At 38.6% G+C, this 19213-nt stretch carries 15 protein-coding genes; 3 read left to right on the forward strand and 12 right to left on the reverse strand.

The window, feature by feature from the left end:
- Positions 1-6: 6 nt before the first annotated feature.
- On the reverse strand, positions 7-483 hold the full coding sequence (locus ACVWYG_RS03345) for a hypothetical protein (RefSeq protein WP_457268715.1): 477 nt from the start codon (positions 481-483) through the stop codon (positions 7-9).
- 417 nt (positions 484-900) lie between these two features.
- Positions 901-1812, reverse strand: a complete 912-nt coding sequence (locus tag ACVWYG_RS03350) for an exonuclease domain-containing protein (protein WP_457268716.1) — start codon at positions 1810-1812, stop codon at positions 901-903.
- A gap of 1500 nt (positions 1813-3312) precedes the next feature.
- Between ACVWYG_RS03350 and ACVWYG_RS03355 the strand changes: the two genes are divergently transcribed.
- Both ACVWYG_RS03355 and murA read left to right on the forward strand, forming a co-directional pair.
- Complete coding sequence (locus tag ACVWYG_RS03355) at positions 3313-3987, forward strand: DUF4290 domain-containing protein (RefSeq protein ID WP_457268717.1); 675 nt, start codon at positions 3313-3315, stop codon at positions 3985-3987.
- 79 nt (positions 3988-4066) lie between these two features.
- Complete coding sequence (murA, locus tag ACVWYG_RS03360; protein WP_457268718.1) at positions 4067-5392, forward strand: UDP-N-acetylglucosamine 1-carboxyvinyltransferase; 1326 nt, start codon at positions 4067-4069, stop codon at positions 5390-5392.
- Positions 5393-7155: 1763 nt separating this feature from the next.
- On the opposite strand, the gene ACVWYG_RS03365 is transcribed toward murA, so the two are convergent.
- The 9 genes from ACVWYG_RS03365 to ACVWYG_RS03405 form a co-directional block, all read right to left on the reverse strand.
- Entirely contained in the window at positions 7156-8517 is a 1362-nt protein-coding gene (locus ACVWYG_RS03365) for a pyridoxal-phosphate dependent enzyme (protein WP_457268719.1), read from the reverse strand.
- Positions 8518-8685: 168 nt separating this feature from the next.
- Positions 8686-9780, reverse strand: coding sequence for a DNA-processing protein DprA (gene dprA / locus ACVWYG_RS03370; protein WP_457268720.1), 1095 nt, complete (start codon positions 9778-9780; stop codon positions 8686-8688).
- Between the two features lie 40 nt (positions 9781-9820).
- The gene (locus tag ACVWYG_RS03375; RefSeq protein WP_457268721.1) at positions 9821-10090 is read right to left on the reverse strand and encodes a hypothetical protein; all 270 of its coding nucleotides are present in this window, start codon (positions 10088-10090) and stop codon (positions 9821-9823) included.
- A gap of 116 nt (positions 10091-10206) precedes the next feature.
- On the reverse strand, positions 10207-11673 hold the full coding sequence (locus ACVWYG_RS03380) for a S41 family peptidase (protein ID WP_457268722.1): 1467 nt from the start codon (positions 11671-11673) through the stop codon (positions 10207-10209).
- Entirely contained in the window at positions 11660-12286 is a 627-nt protein-coding gene (locus tag ACVWYG_RS03385; RefSeq protein ID WP_457268723.1) for a hypothetical protein, read from the reverse strand. The genes ACVWYG_RS03380 and ACVWYG_RS03385 overlap by 14 nt, the downstream gene beginning before the upstream one ends.
- On the reverse strand, positions 12286-12759 hold the full coding sequence (locus ACVWYG_RS03390; RefSeq protein ID WP_457268724.1) for a hypothetical protein: 474 nt from the start codon (positions 12757-12759) through the stop codon (positions 12286-12288). Before ACVWYG_RS03390 ends, ACVWYG_RS03385 begins: the two co-directional genes overlap by 1 nt.
- Positions 12760-12790: 31 nt before the next feature.
- Positions 12791-13444, reverse strand: a complete 654-nt coding sequence (locus ACVWYG_RS03395) for an ABC transporter ATP-binding protein (protein WP_457268725.1) — start codon at positions 13442-13444, stop codon at positions 12791-12793.
- Positions 13445-13928: 484 nt separating this feature from the next.
- Positions 13929-14519: a DUF502 domain-containing protein gene (locus ACVWYG_RS03400; protein WP_457268726.1), complete on the reverse strand. Its 591-nt coding sequence runs from the start codon at positions 14517-14519 to the stop codon at positions 13929-13931.
- A 60-nt stretch (positions 14520-14579) separates the two neighbouring features.
- Complete coding sequence (locus ACVWYG_RS03405; protein ID WP_457268727.1) at positions 14580-17033, reverse strand: bifunctional UDP-N-acetylmuramoyl-tripeptide:D-alanyl-D-alanine ligase/alanine racemase; 2454 nt, start codon at positions 17031-17033, stop codon at positions 14580-14582.
- A gap of 57 nt (positions 17034-17090) precedes the next feature.
- On the opposite strand from ACVWYG_RS03405, the gene ACVWYG_RS03410 reads away from it, so the two are divergent.
- Entirely contained in the window at positions 17091-17570 is a 480-nt protein-coding gene (locus ACVWYG_RS03410) for a regulatory protein RecX (protein WP_457268728.1), read from the forward strand.
- A gap of 334 nt (positions 17571-17904) precedes the next feature.
- On the opposite strand, the gene uxuA is transcribed toward ACVWYG_RS03410, so the two are convergent.
- Positions 17905-19104 carry a mannonate dehydratase gene (gene uxuA, locus ACVWYG_RS03415; RefSeq protein ID WP_457268729.1) on the reverse strand — a complete coding sequence of 400 codons (1200 nt, stop codon included), beginning with the start codon at positions 19102-19104 and terminating at the stop codon, positions 17905-17907.
- Positions 19105-19213: the final 109 nt, after the last annotated feature.

Here is a 19213-nt window from a genome sequence, read left to right on the forward strand (position 1 = left end):
AAAAAATCAAATGCTTTTTAGAAACAATATTGAAAATAGCAGTCCTAACAATAATCGAATTATAAATACAATCAAGGAAACAATGAGACCTTTGAAGTAGGGGCTCATAAGATTGTTGTGTTTTGAGATTTGTCCCTTTATGTACCATCCACTAACCATATAATTAACGAATACCGGAAGAGCGGCTCCTATGTTATTTCCAATTATGATTTCAAAAAGAAAGTGTGCGATACAGAAGGTTATTATTCCTAGTCTCGCAGATTTCCAAATACCTACTGGATCAACAATCACACTCTCGACAACTACATTCTTTTTTTCTGTTATCAAATTAGTTAGATCATCAGTCCATAAATGTCTATTTATAATTATTTGCTCAGCAGCGATAATTGCCTCGGTTTGATAGTCACCTCTATTTTTAGTAATTATTTCTAAGAGTTCTTTATCTGTTCTTTTACTCATTGATGTTAAAAAATCGTTTTGCATAAGTGTTTTTTTAATTGCAGCCTAGATGTTTATGAGTAATTTTTTTTGGAGAGCGATTGTAGGTATTGCAGAAGGTTTTGTCATATAATCTACCTGTAAAAATAATCAACATCATAACTAATTAAGAATGATTCTTGGTATTCCGTAAACTTTATCTTAGATGTTTTAATATCTCGATTCTCTTAACAAAAGGGAAGAGCTAGAGAGTTGAAGGTGTGTCGAGGAAAGCCTAAATAGAGCAAATAACAACGAATAAGGACTAAAAAAAAGGAAACAATGCGGAAAAGGAGTTAAGCAAAAATTGGGATTGAATTGGTTATCACAAGTATTAAACATTTCTTAAAAGTGGCTGTTGCGCACCAACCTGCGGCCTGAATTAGAAGTTTAGAAAATTCTATGACTAGATTAAATTTTTTGTTACAAATTTTTTAAAAAATCATCTTCTGATAAAATTTCAAGGGTTGACCCTTTTCCTATCAACATCACTGCCTTCTCTTGTTTATTACTCATCCCATCATCTCCAACCACTCTATAATCTTGTTGTCCAACAATTAAAAAATCGGTGTCTTTTGTTACGCTGTTGCCTATAATTCCACCAATATTAGCAATCGTTTGTTGTGCTTCTGCTCTCACCATAGAAGATAAAGTTCCTGTTATAACAATTTTTCTGCTGTAAAAAATACTGTCGATATTATGTTTCATTGGGTCGTCAATGATTGTTTTCAAGTCAGCGGATTTACGATCACGCTTGGTTTCGGATGGTGTGTAGCCTCCTTGATACAGTTGACCGATTGAGGTTTTTAATTTTTCTGAAAATTCTTGAATTGATATAACGCCAGCGAGTTTAAATGCTTTTATAGTAAGTTCTGCTGTCGCCTTGCTGTCTGGACCTGCTCTATGATGTTTTAAGTCAATGTTGTTTATTTTACAAAGAGTTTTTAAATCGTAAGCTGGAAGTCCGTGCCAAATTTTTTTTGAAAAAATATAACTGCATGAATAACTAAGTGTCGGAAATGGAAGTTTATATCTTTCAAGTGTTCTTCGTAAAACGCTCATGTCAAATCCTGCATTGTGAGCAATCAGAAACTTATTTTCGACAAGTGGTTGGATCTCTTTCCAAAGTTCGTTAAATTCTGGTTTATCAGCAACGTGGTTGGCACATAATCCGTGAATCGAAGTGTTGAAATTGTCAAAATTATTGTTAAATGGTTTTATTAGCCAAGATTTTGTCTCCACAATCTGTCCATTTTCTACAAATGTTAATCCTATTTCACAGGGACTATCTCTTTGTGATGTTGCAGTTTCAAAGTCGATTGTTATAAAGTTCATTTTTTGAAAGGTTAATTACCAAAGAAGTTTAATCTGCTACTATCTTACTAACAATCGATCAATATGTATTTGTGGCTAGTAAGAAAAGATTTGTTTAGTCTCCTAAGTTATTAATTTACCTCATCTTAAAAAGTCATTCTCCTACTTTACTTAGATTTCAGTACTCTAAATTTCTCGACTTAACTTTCCCAATATACTAACGGATGATGCCAAGATTTGATTGAATCGGCTAAAGTTAAAATTTATCCGCCCCGGTGGTTGCCAATAGCGCATAGGCCCGCGGCCTGGATGGTAAGGGCCGAACGCAGTGAGGGTTAAGTTTTTCCTTCCTTCAAAAAACTTAACGGAACCCCTGAACAGCCAGATACAGCCGCCCAAAGTGTTAAAAGTTGAAAGTTGTGAGTTAAAAGTCAGGGTGGAAAGATTGGATGGACTATAAACAAAGTGTTAAAAGTTGAAAGTTGTGAGTTAAAAGTTAGGGCGGAAAGATTGGATGAGCAAAAAACAAAGTGTTAAAAGTTGAAAGTTGTGAGTTAAAAGTCAGGGCGGAAAGATTGGATGGACTAGAAACAAAGTTTTAAAAGTTGAAAGTTGTGAGTTAAAAGTCAGGGCGGAAAGATTGGATGAGCAAGAAACAAAGTGTTGTAAGTTGAAAGTTGTGAGTTAAAAGTCAGGACGGAAAGATTGAATGAGCAAGAAACAAAGTGTTAAAAGTTGAAAGTTGTGAGTTAAAAGTCAGGGCGGAAAGATTGGATGAGCAAGAAACAAAGTGTTGTAAGTTGAAAGTTGTGAGTTAAAAGTCAGGGCGGAAAGAATGAATGGACTAGAAACAAAGTGTTAAAAGTTGAAAGTTGTTAGCTAAAAGTCAGGGCGGAAAGAATGGATGAGCAAGAAACAAAGTGTTAAAAGTTGAAAGTTGTGAGTTAAAAGTCAGGGCGGAAAGATTGGATGGACTAGAAACAAAGTGTTAAAAGTTGAAAGTCGTGAGTTAAAAGTCAGGGCGGAAAGAATGGATGACTAGAAACAAAGTGTTAAAAGTTGAAAGTTGTGAGTTAAAAGTCAGGACGGAAAGATTGGATGGACTAGAAACAAAGTGTTAAAAGTTAAAAGTTGTGAGTTAAAAGTCAGGGCGGAAAGATTGGATGGACCAGAAATAAAGTGTTAAAAGTTGAAAGTTGTGAGTTAAAAGTCAGGGCGGAAAGATTGGATGAGCAAGGAATAAATGAGGTTAGAGGTTAGAAGGTTAGGGGTTAGTCGTTTGGCTGTTTAGCTAGTTGGTTGTTTAGATGTTTAGTTGGTTGCTTTATTACACACCGCGCTATCTTGATACTTGATACTACATACTTGACACTACCTACTAGATACTTAATAATAATTTATATCTTTGTTTCCTCAAGTAAATGACAATAGACATTTCGATGAATTCTTAACTTCCCCTCGTGTTGGTTATTTCATAATTCGTGTTGGCATTTCAGATTTCCATTTAACAACATAACGATCATGAAATTCGATTATAATACTACGCGTAGTCATTTGATATTATCAGAGTATGGCCGCAACGTACAAAATATGGTGAAGTATATTATTGCTTTACCCACCAAGGAAGAGCGCAACAAATATGCCCAAGCGGTAATAGATTTAATGGGTTTTTTACAGCCTCATTTAAGAGACGTAGCCGATTTTAAGCATAAACTTTGGGATCATTTACACATTATTTCTAATTATGAAATTGATGTAGATAGCCCCTACCCGAAACCTTTGATAGAGAATGCGTACATTAAACCAGAACCGTTGCCTTATCCGCAACAGCGCATTACCTATAAGCATTATGGCAAAACAGTAGAAAAACTGATTGAAAAAGCCATGCGCGAAGAAGATGAAACCATAAAGAAAGATATGGTGCAGAACATCGCTAATTTTATGAAAATGGCGTATGTTTCGTTTAATAAAGACAACGTATCTGACGAGACCATTCTGAAAGATTTACGAGATTTATCGGGAGGTTTGCTGCGTTTAGACGATAATGTAAACTTGGCCAAGGTAGAGGTTAGGCAGACTAACCCAAGGCAAAATACCAACAGCAACAATAACCGCGGGAGAAGTAATGGTGGCAAAAAACATCAGAACAACAATAACAACAGCCGAGGTAGAAATAATAACAAACCGAAATATTAACCAGGTAGATTTATCTAAAAAATCTTTTACGTTTGTGTAAAAGTTAAAAATCTAAAGCCAAACAGGAAAAACGCTAACTATGAGTGCATTCGAAATTACCGGTGGAATAAAATTAAAAGGCGAAATTACCCCTCAAGGTGCAAAGAACGAAGCTTTACAAATTCTAGCTGCCGTTTTGCTTACCGAAGAAAAGATAACCATCAGCAATATTCCTGATATTAAAGATGTAAATAAACTGATAGAATTGCTGAGCGATTTGGGTGTTACGGTCGAGCGGTTAAGTAAAGACACGTATACCTTCGAGGCAAAAAATATAAATTTAAATCACTTCGAATCTGCCGAATTTAAAACTAAAGGTGGCGGTTTGCGTGGTTCCATCATGATTGTCGGACCACTTTTAGGTCGTTTCGGCAGAGCTGCAATACCTAAACCTGGTGGCGATAAAATCGGCAGGAGGAGGTTGGATACACACTTTATTGGTTTCGAGAAATTGGGTGCCAAGTTTGTGTACGACAGCAAGAATGCATTTTTTAATGTAGATGCCACGAACTTAAAAGGTGAGTACATCCTGTTAGATGAAGCTTCGGTTACCGGTACTGCAAATATTGTGATGGCAGCGGTGTTGGCGAAAGGAATTACTACCATTTACAATGCGGCTTGCGAACCTTATTTGCAGCAACTTTGTAAAATGCTGAATAGAATGGGTGCCAAAATTTCTGGCATCGGCTCTAATTTGTTAACCATTGAAGGCGTTAAAAAATTGGGTGGCACAGAACATAGAATGTTGCCTGATATGATAGAAATCGGTTCTTTTATTGGCTTAGCAGCTATGACAGAGTCCGAAATCACCATTAAAAATGTGTGTTACGATGAGCTTGGTGTTATTCCAGAAGTTTTTAAAAAATTAGGAATCAAGTTGGAGCGTAGAGGGGACGACATTTATGTGCCTTCGCAAAAGCATTATGAGATTGACACTTTTATAGATGGTTCTATTCTTACCGTTTCCGATTCGCCATGGCCTGGTTTTACGCCAGATTTATTGAGCATAGTGCTTGTAATTGCAACGCAGGCCAAGGGAAATGTACTTATCCACCAAAAAATGTTCGAGAGTCGTTTATTTTTCGTGGACAAATTGATAGATATGGGTGCTCAAATCATCCTTTGCGATCCACATAGGGCTACCGTAAATGGCATTGATAAAAAATATAAGTTACGCGGCATCAGCATGACCTCTCCCGACATCAGAGCCGGGGTTTCTTTGTTGATTGCGGCTTTATCTGCAGAAGGCACTTCTACGATCTATAATATCGAACAGATAGAACGTGGTTACCAAGATATAGATACCCGTTTGAGGAGCTTAGGCGCGCAGATTAAGCGTATCGAAGGCGAAGCAGCAGCGCATTAAATAGATTAAGGAGCAAGGACCAAAGAGCAAAGATTGGGTGGCGAAACGTTTCAAATTCATGTCATCCTGAGCCTGTCGAAGGGGGTGTAAAATGTTAATGGTAATTTGGTCTTCGACAAGCTCAGACTGACAACTTTATTTTTTATTGGCAAAAAGATAAAGATGCTGAAACGAGTTCAGCAGGACGATTCGGTACACTTATAGCAGCACGCATCTTGGCATTCTAAAAATCCTGAAAATCCTAATTCAGACAATTTTTTGGGCAACGGCCGGGCTGTGCATTACTTCGCTGTCGCTACGGCCCTGCGGGCAAATTTTGAGGCCTAGCTTTTCCTCTGCGCAAAATTTTAATTACCATCCCTGTTGCGAAACCGTGCAACGCATAAAAAGATGAAGGAGCAAGGAGCAAAGATTAAAGACTGGATGGTGAAATGTTACCTAGTAATGTCATCCTGAGCCTGTCGAAGGGGCGTAACGTTAATAATACTTAGGTCTTCGACAAGCTCAGACTGACAACTTTATTTTTTATTGGCACAAAGATAAAGATGCTGAAACGAGTTCAGCAGGACGATTCGTTAGATTTATAGCAGCAGGCATCTTGGAAATCTAAAAATCTCGTAAATCCTGATTCAGACAAAAGGTAGTTGAAAGCCTATATGTGAGATGTCTCGCATGCTCGACATGACGATTTTATTTTGAGAAGGATTTATCTTGCGCTTTGCATCTTCAAATCCTACAAACGTGCAACGCATAAAAAGATTAAGGAGCAAGGAGCAAAGATTAAAGACTGGATGGTGAAATGTTACCTAGTAATGTCATCCTGAGCCTGTCGAGGGGGCGTAACGTTAATAATACTTAGGTCTTCGACAAGCTCAGACTGACAACTTTATTTTTTACTGACAAAAGATAAAGATGCTGAAACGACTTCAGCAGGACGATTCGGTAGATTTATAGCAGCAGGCATCTTGGAAATCTAAAAATCCTGAAAATCCTAATTCAGACAATTTTTTGGGCAACGGCCGGGCTGTGCATTACTTCGCTGTCGCTACGGCCCTGCGGGCAAATTTTGAGCCCACGCTCATCCCCTGCTCAAAATTTTAATTACCATCCCTGTTGCGAAACCGTGCAGCGCATAAAAAGATTAAAGAGCAAGGAATGGATGGATGGCGAAATGTTGCCAAGGGATGTCATCCTGAGCTTGTCGAAGGGGGTGTAAAATGTAAATGGTAATTTGGTCTTCGACAAGCTCAGACTGACAACTTTATTTTCTGTTGGCAAAAAGATAAAGATGCTGAAACGAGTTCAGCAGGACGATTCGGTAGATTTACTAACGCTTTGCATCTTCAAATCCTTAAATCCTACAAATCCTGATTCAGACAAAAGAATAAAAATGCTGGAACGAGTTCAGCAGGACGATAACCGATATGTGAGATGTCTCGCATGCTCGACATGACGACTTTTGCTTGGGAAAGATTTACTCAAGCTTTGCATCTTCAAATCCTACAAATCCTGATAATCCTGATTCAGACTAACATTAAAGTTGTTGAAACAAGTTCAGCAGGACGATTACCTATATGTGAGATGTCTCGCATACTCGACATGACGACTTTGGTTTGAGACCTCCGACTTCTGACTTCTGACTTCTCACTTCTCACTTCTGACTTCTGACTTCTCACTTCCGATTTCCGACCTCTGACCGCCGACTGCTGACTTCTGACCTCCGACTTCCGACTTCTCACTTCCGACTTCTGACTTCTCCTTCCCTACCCGCTTATCGCCTCTATAATATCATACTGTGTAATTATATCTATTTTTCCATGGGCGTTTTCTACCAATACAGCAGAATTTTCTCTATTTATCATCGCAGAAATCTTATCTATCGAAGTATTTAAATCAACGAATGGAAAGGTGGAGCTCATGATCTCTGAAACTGATGCAGATCGCAAACTTGGGTTTTCTAACAATGCAGAAAGGATTTCACCTTCATCTACCTTGCCAACTATCATTCCTTGCTGAGTTACAGGAATTTGCGAAATATTAATCGACTTTAATATATTGATCGCTTCTAAAATCGTCTTCTGAGCATCTAAGGTTACAATTTCTCTGTGATCTTTCTTCGCTAAAATTGATTTTGCGGTCAGTTTTTCGTCTGCTAAAAAACCACGTTCGCGCAACCAATCTTCATTATACATTTTACCCATGTACCTGCTGCCATGATCGTGGAAAATTACCACAACAACATCCTCTGGTTTCAATTTATCTTTCAATTGCAATAATCCAGCTATTGCGGCACCGGCAGAATTCCCGATAAAAATCCCCTCGTTTCTGGCAATTTCTCGAGTCATCAGGGCTGCATCTTTGTCAGTTACTTTCTCAAATAGATCGATCACATCGAAATCTACATTCTTCGGTAAAAAATCTTCTCCAATACCTTCGGTTATGTATGGATAAATCTCATTCTTATCTAAAATACCTGTTTCCTTGTACTTCTTAAAAACCGATCCATAGGTGTCTATTCCCCACACTTTAATATTTGGATTTTGTTCTTTAAGGTACTTTCCTGTTCCGGAGATTGTTCCACCAGTTCCTACCCCTACCACTAGATGTGTAATCTTCCCTTCGGTTTGTTCCCAAATTTCAGGCCCTGTTTGTTCGTAATGGGCTTGGGTATTTGCTAGGTTATCGTATTGGTTTGGTTTCCAGGAATTAGGGACTTCTCTTTCCAAACGAGAAGACACTGAATAATATGAACGGGGATCCTCTGGTTCTACGTTCGTCGGACAGACAATAACCTCGGCACCAAAAGCGCGCAGCGCATCTACCTTTTCTTTTGACTGCTTATCAGTTGTGGTAAAAATACATTTGTAGCCTTTAATAATGGCGGCCATCGCTAAGCCCATTCCCGTATTGCCAGATGTTCCTTCTATAATTGTTCCTCCAGGTTTTAGGCTCCCATTCTGTTCGGCCACTTGTATCATCTTTATGGCCATCCTATCTTTTATGGAATTGCCAGGATTTGTCGTTTCTATTTTAGCCAGAACTGTCGCCTGTATTCCCTTTGTTATCGAATTTAATCGCACTAAAGGTGTATTGCCGATTGTTTCTAAGATATTATTGTACCACATGCTACAAAAATACGCAAACCATATTACTTATGAATAGAATATCAGGGCAACGAAATATTATAAGGGAAACAACATATATACAAAACGATATTGCTTTTTAAGTTAGTTTTTGGCATTTAAGCAATTAAAGTTTCGCATATCAAAAGCTTTGATTTTCAGAAAAGTCTGCTAAGTTAACTTATAAATTTTTCCAGGCAATGACACAATAATTCCTTGCATCTCTAAAGTGAGCAATACGATGGCCAACTTACTTTGTGGCATATTTAGTTGGATGGCAAGTTCATCAACAGCCAATTGCTTTCCATTTAAACAATCAACTACCTTTTGCTCATTAACTGTTAAATTTAAATGCAAGGCCGTTTGGACTTGTTGTTTCTTTTTAACTAAATCTACATCCCACCCTAAATAATACACCAGATCGTTGATGTCATTTATAAGAACGGCCCGATTGGTCTTTATTAGGAAATTACACCCTTCAGAAAAAGGATCTGTAATTCTCCCGGGATATGCGAAAACATCTCTATTGTAGGAATTGGCGATGTGCGCGGTGATTAGCGCGCCGCCTTTTATCGATGCTTCTACCACAATGGTTGCATCTGCTATGCCTGCGATAATCCTGTTGCGCTGTGGGAAATTCTGCTTATCTGGAGTGGTAAGCGTTGGAAACTCTGTCAGTAGCCCACCATTTAACACCATTTGCTGTGCTACACTTCTATGCAATTGTGGATAAAGCCGATCTAATCCATGACCTAAAACGCCTATCGTCGGAATTTGCAAACTTAAACATTCCTTGTGCACCGTTACATCTATTCCATAAGCTAAACCACTAATAACCAAAACATTAAATGGCACCAACTGTTCCGAAAGTTGTTTACAAATCGCCTTTCCATATTCCGTTGCATTTCTAGTACCCACTATGCTGATTATGCGCGGGTGATTTAAATTGGCCTTGCCTTTGAAATACAACAATAGCGGGCCATCTGAGCAGTGCTTTAATCTATGGGGAAAGTTTTCATCAGAAAAAAACATAGTCTCTATGCCGTGTTTTTCTACAAATTTTAATTCCTCTTCTGCCCGCTGCAAAGCGCCTGAGTTTTGGACAGCTTCTATTGTTTTAACTCCTATACCAGGAATTTGCGCCAACTGCTTTTTGCTCGCTGAAAAAACATTTTCTGCACTCCCACAGTAAGCCAACAAATTTTTGGCGGTAGCAGGTCCAACTAATTTAATAAATGTTAATGCAATTTTGTGTAGAGCGCTCAAAATGGTACAGGGTTAACTTATTCCCCATAACATAGTCAGTTTAATAATCTATATCTATCAAACTCGCCAGCGGAATGTGTATGTTATTTTTTAACTGAATGTATTTTTCTGTAACAGACCAAACAGTTGTGTAAACCCGCTTAGGCCCAATGGTAGTATTAAAAGTGATGTTTGCCTTGGCTTTAAACTCATTTCCCAAGCGTTGCGCATCTTCTAATTTGGTTTTTAATTCATGTAGTTTGCTGTCTTTGGCTTCAATTATATTAAGGTATTTGATGTGGTCTTTCTCCACCAACTCGATCGGTATCATTTTTAATCTGAAAATATTTAGACAAGAGTATTACTAATTTGCCTTAAAAGCAAACCTAAATCGTATTAATTCGAAAAAAAAGCTAGAATCTAGCTACCACCTCAGTTAAAAAGTCGCTATTGTTTTTTAAATTTTGGATGCGTATCGTCTATCATTCCTTTAAAAGAATGATCTAATTTACCGTCAACATCTGCCATTTTCTCTCTAGACATCGGCGTGGTGCTGCTGATGGCATTGTCATGTACATAAGAAGTAAATTGCCCGTTTTGAGAATAGAATAAAGCTTGTGAAAGCATTGCTTCCGTTGGATCGCCAAATTCTTTGCTCACATCATCGTTAACTATTTTATCTGGCGTAAAACCACCAAAATACTCCCCAGAACTCAATTGATTTTTTGTTTGAAACTGTGGTATATAGAGGTCGCTCTTATCAATATGGATAGAGAAAAACCCTACAGGCTTACCATAAGTCTGTCTACCGATTAATTTTACATCCACTACAGGCCTTAAATTATTGATCAATAACTCGCTTGCCGAAGCCGTTGAACCAGTAACCAAAAAATAAACCCTATTTATCCCCTCTAATGTTCCCCGCTTTTTAAAGACAGTCTGATTACCCGCCGCGACTGTAGGTTTATAATCAAAGTCAAAATAAGAATGAAGCTTATTATCGGTGCCAATAAACTTCTGATTTTGCAGAATAGTCGCTTTGCCATCTTGCATGGTTTGGTTAAAATAATAAGTAAACATCACGTTTCCATCCTGAGCGGATGGTGCAATTAAATTGGCAAATTCCTCTGAGGTAGAAACAGCACCACCACCGTTATATCTTAAATCCACCACTAATTCTTTTATCCCGTCGGCAGCGAAATTAGCGAAAGCCGCTTCTAACTGCGGTACGGAATTATCTGTGAAACTGTTAAAAACAATGTAGCCAACTTTTTTGGCTCCAACCGTGTAAGTATGCGTAAATAGAATCGGGTTGATGTTGTATGTGGCTTTAGAGATGCTAACATTTTGCGACGTCCCATCAGGTTTTTTTACTGTCAATGTTACGGTAGCAGCGCTGCCAAATATGGCATCAACTACTTTGGCAATACTCGCATCAGTAGTGTTGATGTCGGTGAGGTCGTTTATTTTAGTAATCTGATACCCTCGTTTCAAGCCTTGGGTAGCTGCAGGCGATGAGGCGTAGACATATTTTATACGCAAATCATTCGTACTATTGAAGAACACAGAAAATCCAAAATCACCTGCAACTCCGCCAATCTCGGTGGCAACCGTTCCATCATCTATAAAAGAATATTTATCCTTACCTCCGTTACTCGATAATGCCCTGATCGCATTTACTTCAAGATCGTTCGTTGCGTAACTCCTTGGATTAAATGCCTGAAAAGTGGGCATACCAACATTCCAAAAATAAGTTTGTTGTGCATAAAGATAAATTGAATCTTTAGTGAGTTGATCTCGTGTTGCAGGAAGCGAAGTACTGTCGCTGCTGTTCTTCTTGCAGGCGATGGTCAATCCCACAATCGCCAAAAAAATTCCCGTAATGGAATTTTTAACTATTTTATTGTTCGCCATGTGTAGTGTTGATTTCAGTTACTAAAACGTACGGTAAATTTAACGAATTGGATGGCGGATAAACTAATTTATTTTTACAAATAGTTAAGGTATCAGCGGCTAAAAAATTGTGATCTAATAGTAGTTTAGCCACTGCTGAATAAAATGTTTGACCAAGTTCTTCTGTAAAGAAAACTTTGACATATTGCTCCATACCTTGCCAGTTTATTTGCTTGATTTTATTAAGTTGCGTTTCAGGATCGCCCGACGTGACTACAAAAATCTGCACACCATTTTTGATTGCTAAATTTAGAAAGTTTAGCATTTTTTGGAAGACGAATAACCTAAGGGGCAGCCGCGCTGTTTTATACAACGTTTCGAAGTTAGGTCGATATTTGCTTACAAACGCAAATTTTTGAACGAACTTCTCAAAAACAGCTTCATCGCTATCTAACCGATTCTGTTCTTTAAAAAATTCGACTATTTCGGCAGCTGAATGTCCACCTGTCATTTCCAAAAATTGTGCAAATAAATAATATACTTGTAAATCGTAGTCTTTTTTTGGAAATATTACATCGTCGAGCTCTAAGAAAATAGCTTTTTTATCATTTAGCAACAAAGGTATATCTGTCATCAAACTAAGAATAATTTAATTTTTCCGGTCAAATCTATTTCGAAAACTCCGCTCAGCGCGTTGGGAATAGCTATGTCAATTTCTTCTGTTGAAAAAATTAATTCTCCTTGTCTAAAAATTAGTAATGAAGGGCTTACGAGGTTTATCTCTTCAAGATAATTATCTATTTCATCTTGTTTAGGAAGTAAAACTGTAATGTTGTATTCTGCAAAAAGTTGTATTGCTTTCGCCATCTGTTCAACCTCAAAAGTATGGGTTGGTATGAGTACTTCTATGGATTCTGAAATACAAAATTCCAACAATACATGCGCTACACTCTGCTCGTTTTTTTTGCCTAGATTGGCAAAGCGGTAACTAGAGGACGAGATTGCGGGAACTTCCTCATAATCGCCAAAAATAACAAAATCTCGGTCAAACGCCCGCAACAGTTTAAAAACTTTGGCGTTTTTCCCGCCTGTAATTAGAATGTTCAAATCGGTATATTTTGATGTTTTATAAATTCAATTAGCTAACAATCAATCCGTCTTTCATGGCCACAATTCTGTCGCTGGCGGTAGCCAAATGTTCGTTATGCGTAACAATTACAAAGGTTTGTCCAAATTCATCGCGCAAGCGTCCGAACAAACGGTGCAAAGCTTCTGCATTTTCTGAATCTAAATTCCCAGAAGGTTCGTCGGCTAAAATGATGGAAGGATTGTTGATAAGCGCCCTTGCAACTGCAATGCGCTGCTGCTCACCACCGGAAAGCTGGTTGGGCTTATGGTGTGCCCTGTCTTGCAGACCAAACATTTTTAGCAACTCAAATGCCCTCGTTTCAGCCTGTTTTTTGCTTTTCTTGGCGATAAAAGCTGGAATGCAGATGTTTTCCAACGCACTAAACTCGGGCAATAGATGGTGAAATTGAAATACGAAGCCGATATTCTCGTTTCTAAAACTACTTAAATTTCTCCCGCTTAATTTGTTCGTAACGGTGTCTTTAAGTGACACCGCTCCAGAGTCTGGTATATCCAACGTTCCCAAAATATGCAACAACGTACTCTTACCAGCACCAGATGGTCCAATAATACTCACAATTTCACTCTTTCTTATTTCGAGGTTTACACCTTTTAATATCTGTAGGTTTCCGTACGATTTGGTAACATCCGTAGCTTTTAGCATCTGTCAAAAATAAGGAAAAAGGATTAGAGAATAGGAGATTAATTAGCAATTAGAAAGTCTCCCAGGAGTGCTTTGATCTAGTCGAGATATTTTAACGGCGGATGTTTTGCTTTAGTAAAGCCCACGAACAGTAAACATTGAGAAGATGAAGACAAATTAGCGGATGGGGAATTTTTCGAGACCTTCTGTTAGGGTGTTGTGAACTCATTGAAGGTGCGGTGGGTTGAAACCCACCGCTATTAATTCGTCTCCTCCCATGGAGCTATTTAAAAATTAACTTCAGAAAATAGAAATGCTTTCTGTCTACTCCTTGCAGCGTTGTATTGCAGTGGAAATCTTTTTACAGGGTTTAAGTCCCTTTGTGGTTTGGGAAGGTAACAGATTGGAAAGGAAAGCCCGCCCGCAGGGAACGCCCAACTTATCAATAAAACTCACCATTCAATTCGTTAACTAAGTTGATATAAATATTTGATAATCAGATATTCTATAGCCCACTAACTCCACCACTTACCACCAATTTCATTGCATCGGCGGCACTCATTTTCAAATCTGTTACCTTGTCTCGTTCTACAATGCAAAGCTGCCCAGCAAAAGAATAGGAGAGCGGAAAATAAACCGCCACTTGAGTGGGCAAATTAAATTTTTCTAAATGGTTTTGAGTTAAAAAGCCAATTTTTTTCAATCCGCCCTCAACTTCTACCAATACCGGATGATTAAATTTTTTCTGCTCGCCCACAAAAGCTTCTGTGAGGTCTTTTATCGAAGTATAGATAAAATTAAACAGCGGTAAGCGATGGGTAAGACGCCTAAAAAATTTATACATCGGTTCTGTCACCAAATTGGTTACAAAGAAACCGGTAACTAGCACCACGGCAATTACGGACAACAGCCCCAGGCCAGGTATGTTTCGGCTTGCACCAGTTGCGGGATTTACGCCTAAAATATTATTTACATTAATCCAACTGTCTACTGTAGACACCGCCCAAACGAGCAATATTACGCTTACAGCAACCGGCAATACCACTAACAGCCCCTTAATCAAATAATTAAGTAATATTTTGCCGAGTTTATTCATGCCTCAAATTTAAACAAAAAAAGGGTTAATATTTTTAGGTTCTAGAAACCCACTCACTTTCTACTCATAAAAATAAACTCTTTTAACACGTTGAGAAACGTTCGTAAGAATTTCGTAGGCAATGGTATTCAGTTGTGCGGCTAGGTCTGCGATGCTAGGATTTGCGCCGAACACCACCACTTCATCGCCGGGTTTTACTGCCAAACCAGTTACATCTAGCATTGTCATGTCCATACAAATAGAACCTACAGTTGCTACCAGTTGGTTGCCAATCATCATGTGACCTATGCCGTTTCCCAGCGCCCTGCTATATCCGTCAGCATAACCAATCTTAACAGTCGCAACCCTTCCTCCATTCGGCATCTTTCCATTACGGTTGTATCCAACCGTATCTCCAGGAAGTAGATCTTTTACTTGGCTAACGGTGGTTTTTAATGTCATAACAGATTGCAGCAAGTCCTTACTGGCGCCATCGAAACCATACAAACCTATTCCAAGCCTGACCATATCTAACTGAGCCTCTGGAAACCTGCTGATGCCCGATGTGTTTGCCAAATGTAACAGCGGCTTGTACCCGAGTTGAGCAATTAAAAATTCAGTCTCTGTTTTAAATCGCGCTATTTGACTTTGGCTAAAACCATCAAAAACGGCAGCGTCGCTGGCAACAAAATGCGAAAATATACTCTTTACCTTTACTTTAGGAGAGGTTTTTAGAATTTCTCCAAGCTCCTGCATTTCTCCTGCAGTAAAGCCCAATCGATGCATGCCAGTATCTAATTTAATATGTATGGGAAATGCTTTTTCGTTATCTGACAACAAGTTCATGAAACTCTTCAAAATCTCCAGGCTAAAAATCTCAGGCTCTAGATTTCGCTCAATCATTGTTTCTAATGCATATTCTTCGGGGCTCATCACCATAATTGGCAGGGAAATACCGGCTTCCCTCAATGCAACTCCCTCATCTGCATAGGCTACCGCTAAATAATCTACCCCGTGAAATTGCAGCAGATTTGCGATCTCAAAACTTCCACTTCCATACGAAAAAGCTTTCACCACCGCCATAATTTTCACGCCGGGCTTCAACTTAGATCTGTAATGCTGCAGGTTTCCCAACATCGCGTTTAGGTTTACCTCTAAAACCGTGTCGTGAACTTTTCTAGTGAGTACTTTACTTATCTTCTCGAACTCAAATTTCCTTGCACCCTTTACTAAAATTGTTTCATTGTTAAACGAGACGCTGCGGAATTGTGCTAAAAAAGATGCAGTATCCGGAAAAAATATTGATGTTTGAAGGAATAAATGGCTGTTCCGACTAATATTTTGCCCAATACCGATTACTCTTTGGACGTTCCTCTTTTGCAGTAGGTAAGAGATGACTCCGTACAACTGCTCATCATTACGGCCTGTTTCCACAAAATCAGACAAAATCGCTGTTTTTCGAACATGTTGATTTTGCTGATTTAAAAAATCAAGTGCGATGATTAGAGAGGAAATATCTGCACTGTAAGAATCATCGATAATCGTACAATTATGAATGCCATCTTTAAGCGCCAAACGCATAGAAATTGGACTTAAAAACGCTAATTTAGATACAATGTCTTGTTGCTTATATCCTAAGGCAAGCAATGTTGCCCAACACGTTAAGCCATTTTCTATGTGCGCTGTGTCTGTAAAAGGGAATTTGCACGTCGTCTCTTCCCCTTTATAAACAGCTTTTAAGATACAATAGTTGCCTTCTACCTTTCTCTCTACTAACTGAAGATCTGCCTTTTCCCTATCGCTCCAGCTAAATTGTATTTTTCCGGGCAAATTCGCTTGAGGAAACTTTGTAAATACATGTTTGGGATAAATAAACATGGTTACATGCTCAAAAAGCTTAAGTTTTTCGGTCAGCTTTTCACTTGCATTTGCAAAGCCTTCCGCATGCGCTTGCCCAATATTGGTTAAAATGCCTATTTGAGGCTGGATAATCTCTGCAAGTCGGTGCATTTCATCTACGGTAGAAATTCCCGCTTCGAAAATGGCTAAATTGTTATCTTCACTTATTTGCCAGACTGACAAAGGCACGCCAATTTGAGAATTGTAACTTTTCGGACTTCTAACAATATTAAAATCTGAAGCCAACAACTGATAAAGCCATTCCTTTACAATAGTTTTTCCGTTGCTTCCGGTGATGGCAATTGTTTGTATATCGAACTGTTTGCGGTGAAATGTAGCAAGTTTCTGCAAACCCTTGAGCACATCGTCGACTACTAAAAAATTTACGTCTGAGTATTTCGTAATGAAATTTCTCTTGCTTATTAAAAAATTTCGAACCCCCTTCTGGTAAGCGTCATCAATGAATAAGTGGCCGTCGCGGTGGCCAACTATTGCTAAAAACAGGGCATTTTCCGGCTGTAATACCAGTCTGGTATCTATCAACAGTTGGTCTATTCGACTATTTAAAGTATTTATGCTCGCTTCCGCGGATAAAATTTCGGCGATTTTATTAATTGTGTATATTGGTTTCTCCATCAACAAAAATCAAGAACAGCTGTTCCCTTTTTACCTCACGAAGTTGAGCAAATATTTATGAATACCGATAAAAAACCGAACATATATTTAGACAAAAAACAAGCATTGGCTAAGGCACAAAATTTCTGTGCTTATCAGGAACGTAGTCAAACTGAAGTACGTTACAAGTTGGTTGAATGGGGAATTAGAGGAAACGAATTGGAAGAAGTGCTATCAGACCTGATCTTGAATAACTTTTTGAATGAAGAAAGATTTGCAAAAGCCTATGCTTCGGGCAAACTCAGAATAAACCATTGGGGCCGACAAAAAATAAAACAAGGTTTGCAACTGAAAGGCGTACCTGATAGAATTTTGCACAAAGCGCTGTATTCGTTGGATGAGCAGGAATATCTAGAAATCCTTCACAAATTACTCGATAAAAAAGAGCGCGTTACCGATGAAAAAAACCTACAGAAGAGGAAGTATAAATTGCTTTCTTATATGCAGGGAAGAGGTTTTGAACGAGAACTTATTTTAGAATGCTTAGGTCGGGAATGAATTTATGTAACCCATTTTAAATGTATAAATTAGAATTCAACAACCTAATATATAAGATTGTAAGTGTCAGGCTGTCTAATGTCTTGTAAAACCTAGTCGATTTTAACACCTTCGGCAAGATCAGAATACCTCAACTCGATGCCGCCCTTTTTCTCCCGTTCTTTAATTTTGCTCCTTATTCTTTAGGTCTAAAATTTTACCCAGTATATCGTTCTGCAAAAAATAAAAGCATTTTGCGGATTCTGAAGTCCACGCTATTTCAAACTACGTATGCGTAAACTTAACCTTCTGGAAATAAGTAAAAATAGGGTCATTAATCTTTTCTTCAAAATCGCTACTCCAACAATCCTTTTCTTAATCCGACTTCCAGTCCTCGCAATTCTGCCAAGCCTTTCATCCTGCCAATGCCCGAATAGCCCGGATAAGCATTTTTATTTACATCGGCCAAAATTTTATGGCCGTGGTCTGGGCGCACAGGTATGGATACGTCTTCTCTACCTTGTTTTTGCCTTGATTGCTGTTCGCGAATGACGGCCTCCATAACGCTAGCCATGTCGTTATCACCATTCAGGTGATCGGCTTCATAAAAACTGCCATTAGACTCTTTAGTAACATTTCTTAAATGTAAAAAATGAATATTTGGACCAAAACGTTTAACCATTTCAGGTAAATTGTTTGCAGGATTAGCACCTAATGAACCCGTGCAGAAAGTAAGGCCATTGGCAGGAGATGGCGCTGCATTAACAATATATTCTAAATCATCTGCATTGCAAACCACTCTCGGTAAACCCAGAATTGGAAAAGGTGGGTCATCCGGATGAATACACATCATTATGCCCATTTTTTCCGCATCCGGAACAATGGCCTTCAAAAAATAAGCTAGATTTTCACGAAGAACTTTGGCATCCACAGCTGCATACTTATCTAAATGTATTTTAAATTCCGCAGTTGTAAAAACCTCATCTGTTCCCGGTAAACCGGCCATAATGGTGTTTTTTAAAGTTTCTTTCTCCTCTTGAGTCAATTCGTCGAAATACGTTTTTGCTTCTGCGATACGTTCTTCAGAAAAATCTTTCTCTGCATTTTCTCGCTCTAAAATAAATAGGTCAAAAGCGGCAAGCGCCACTGCATCGTACCTTAAAGCACTGGCACTATTTGGTAAAATAAAATCGAGGTTTGTTCGAGTCCAGTCTAATACAGGCATAAAATTGTAACACACCACACTCAATCCCATTTCCGAAACGTGCTTCAAAGACTGGATGTACTTCGCAATCCACTCGTCGCGGTCTGGGGCGCCAATTTTGATAGATTCGTGGATGTTGATACTTTCTATCACAGACCAAGTTAAACCAGCATTTTCTATTTCGTCCTTGCGTTTGGCCACCTCTTCAATAGACCAAACCTCTCCGCAGGGAATATGATGCAGCGCGGTTACTACGCCCGTGGCACCGGTTTGTCTAATATCTGCTAGCGTTACTTCATCATTTGGACCAAACCATCGAAAGGTTTGCTCTAATTTTTTTATCTCAGTCATTGATGTGCTAAAATTTTATGCGGCTACCCCTCCGCATATTTCACTAAATTAATATTTTTACCAAGCTTTATTTAAAAAATTATAATTTTGCCCGATTTGCCAATTTTCA

It is taken from the genome of Pedobacter sp. UYEF25, assembly GCF_054061655.1.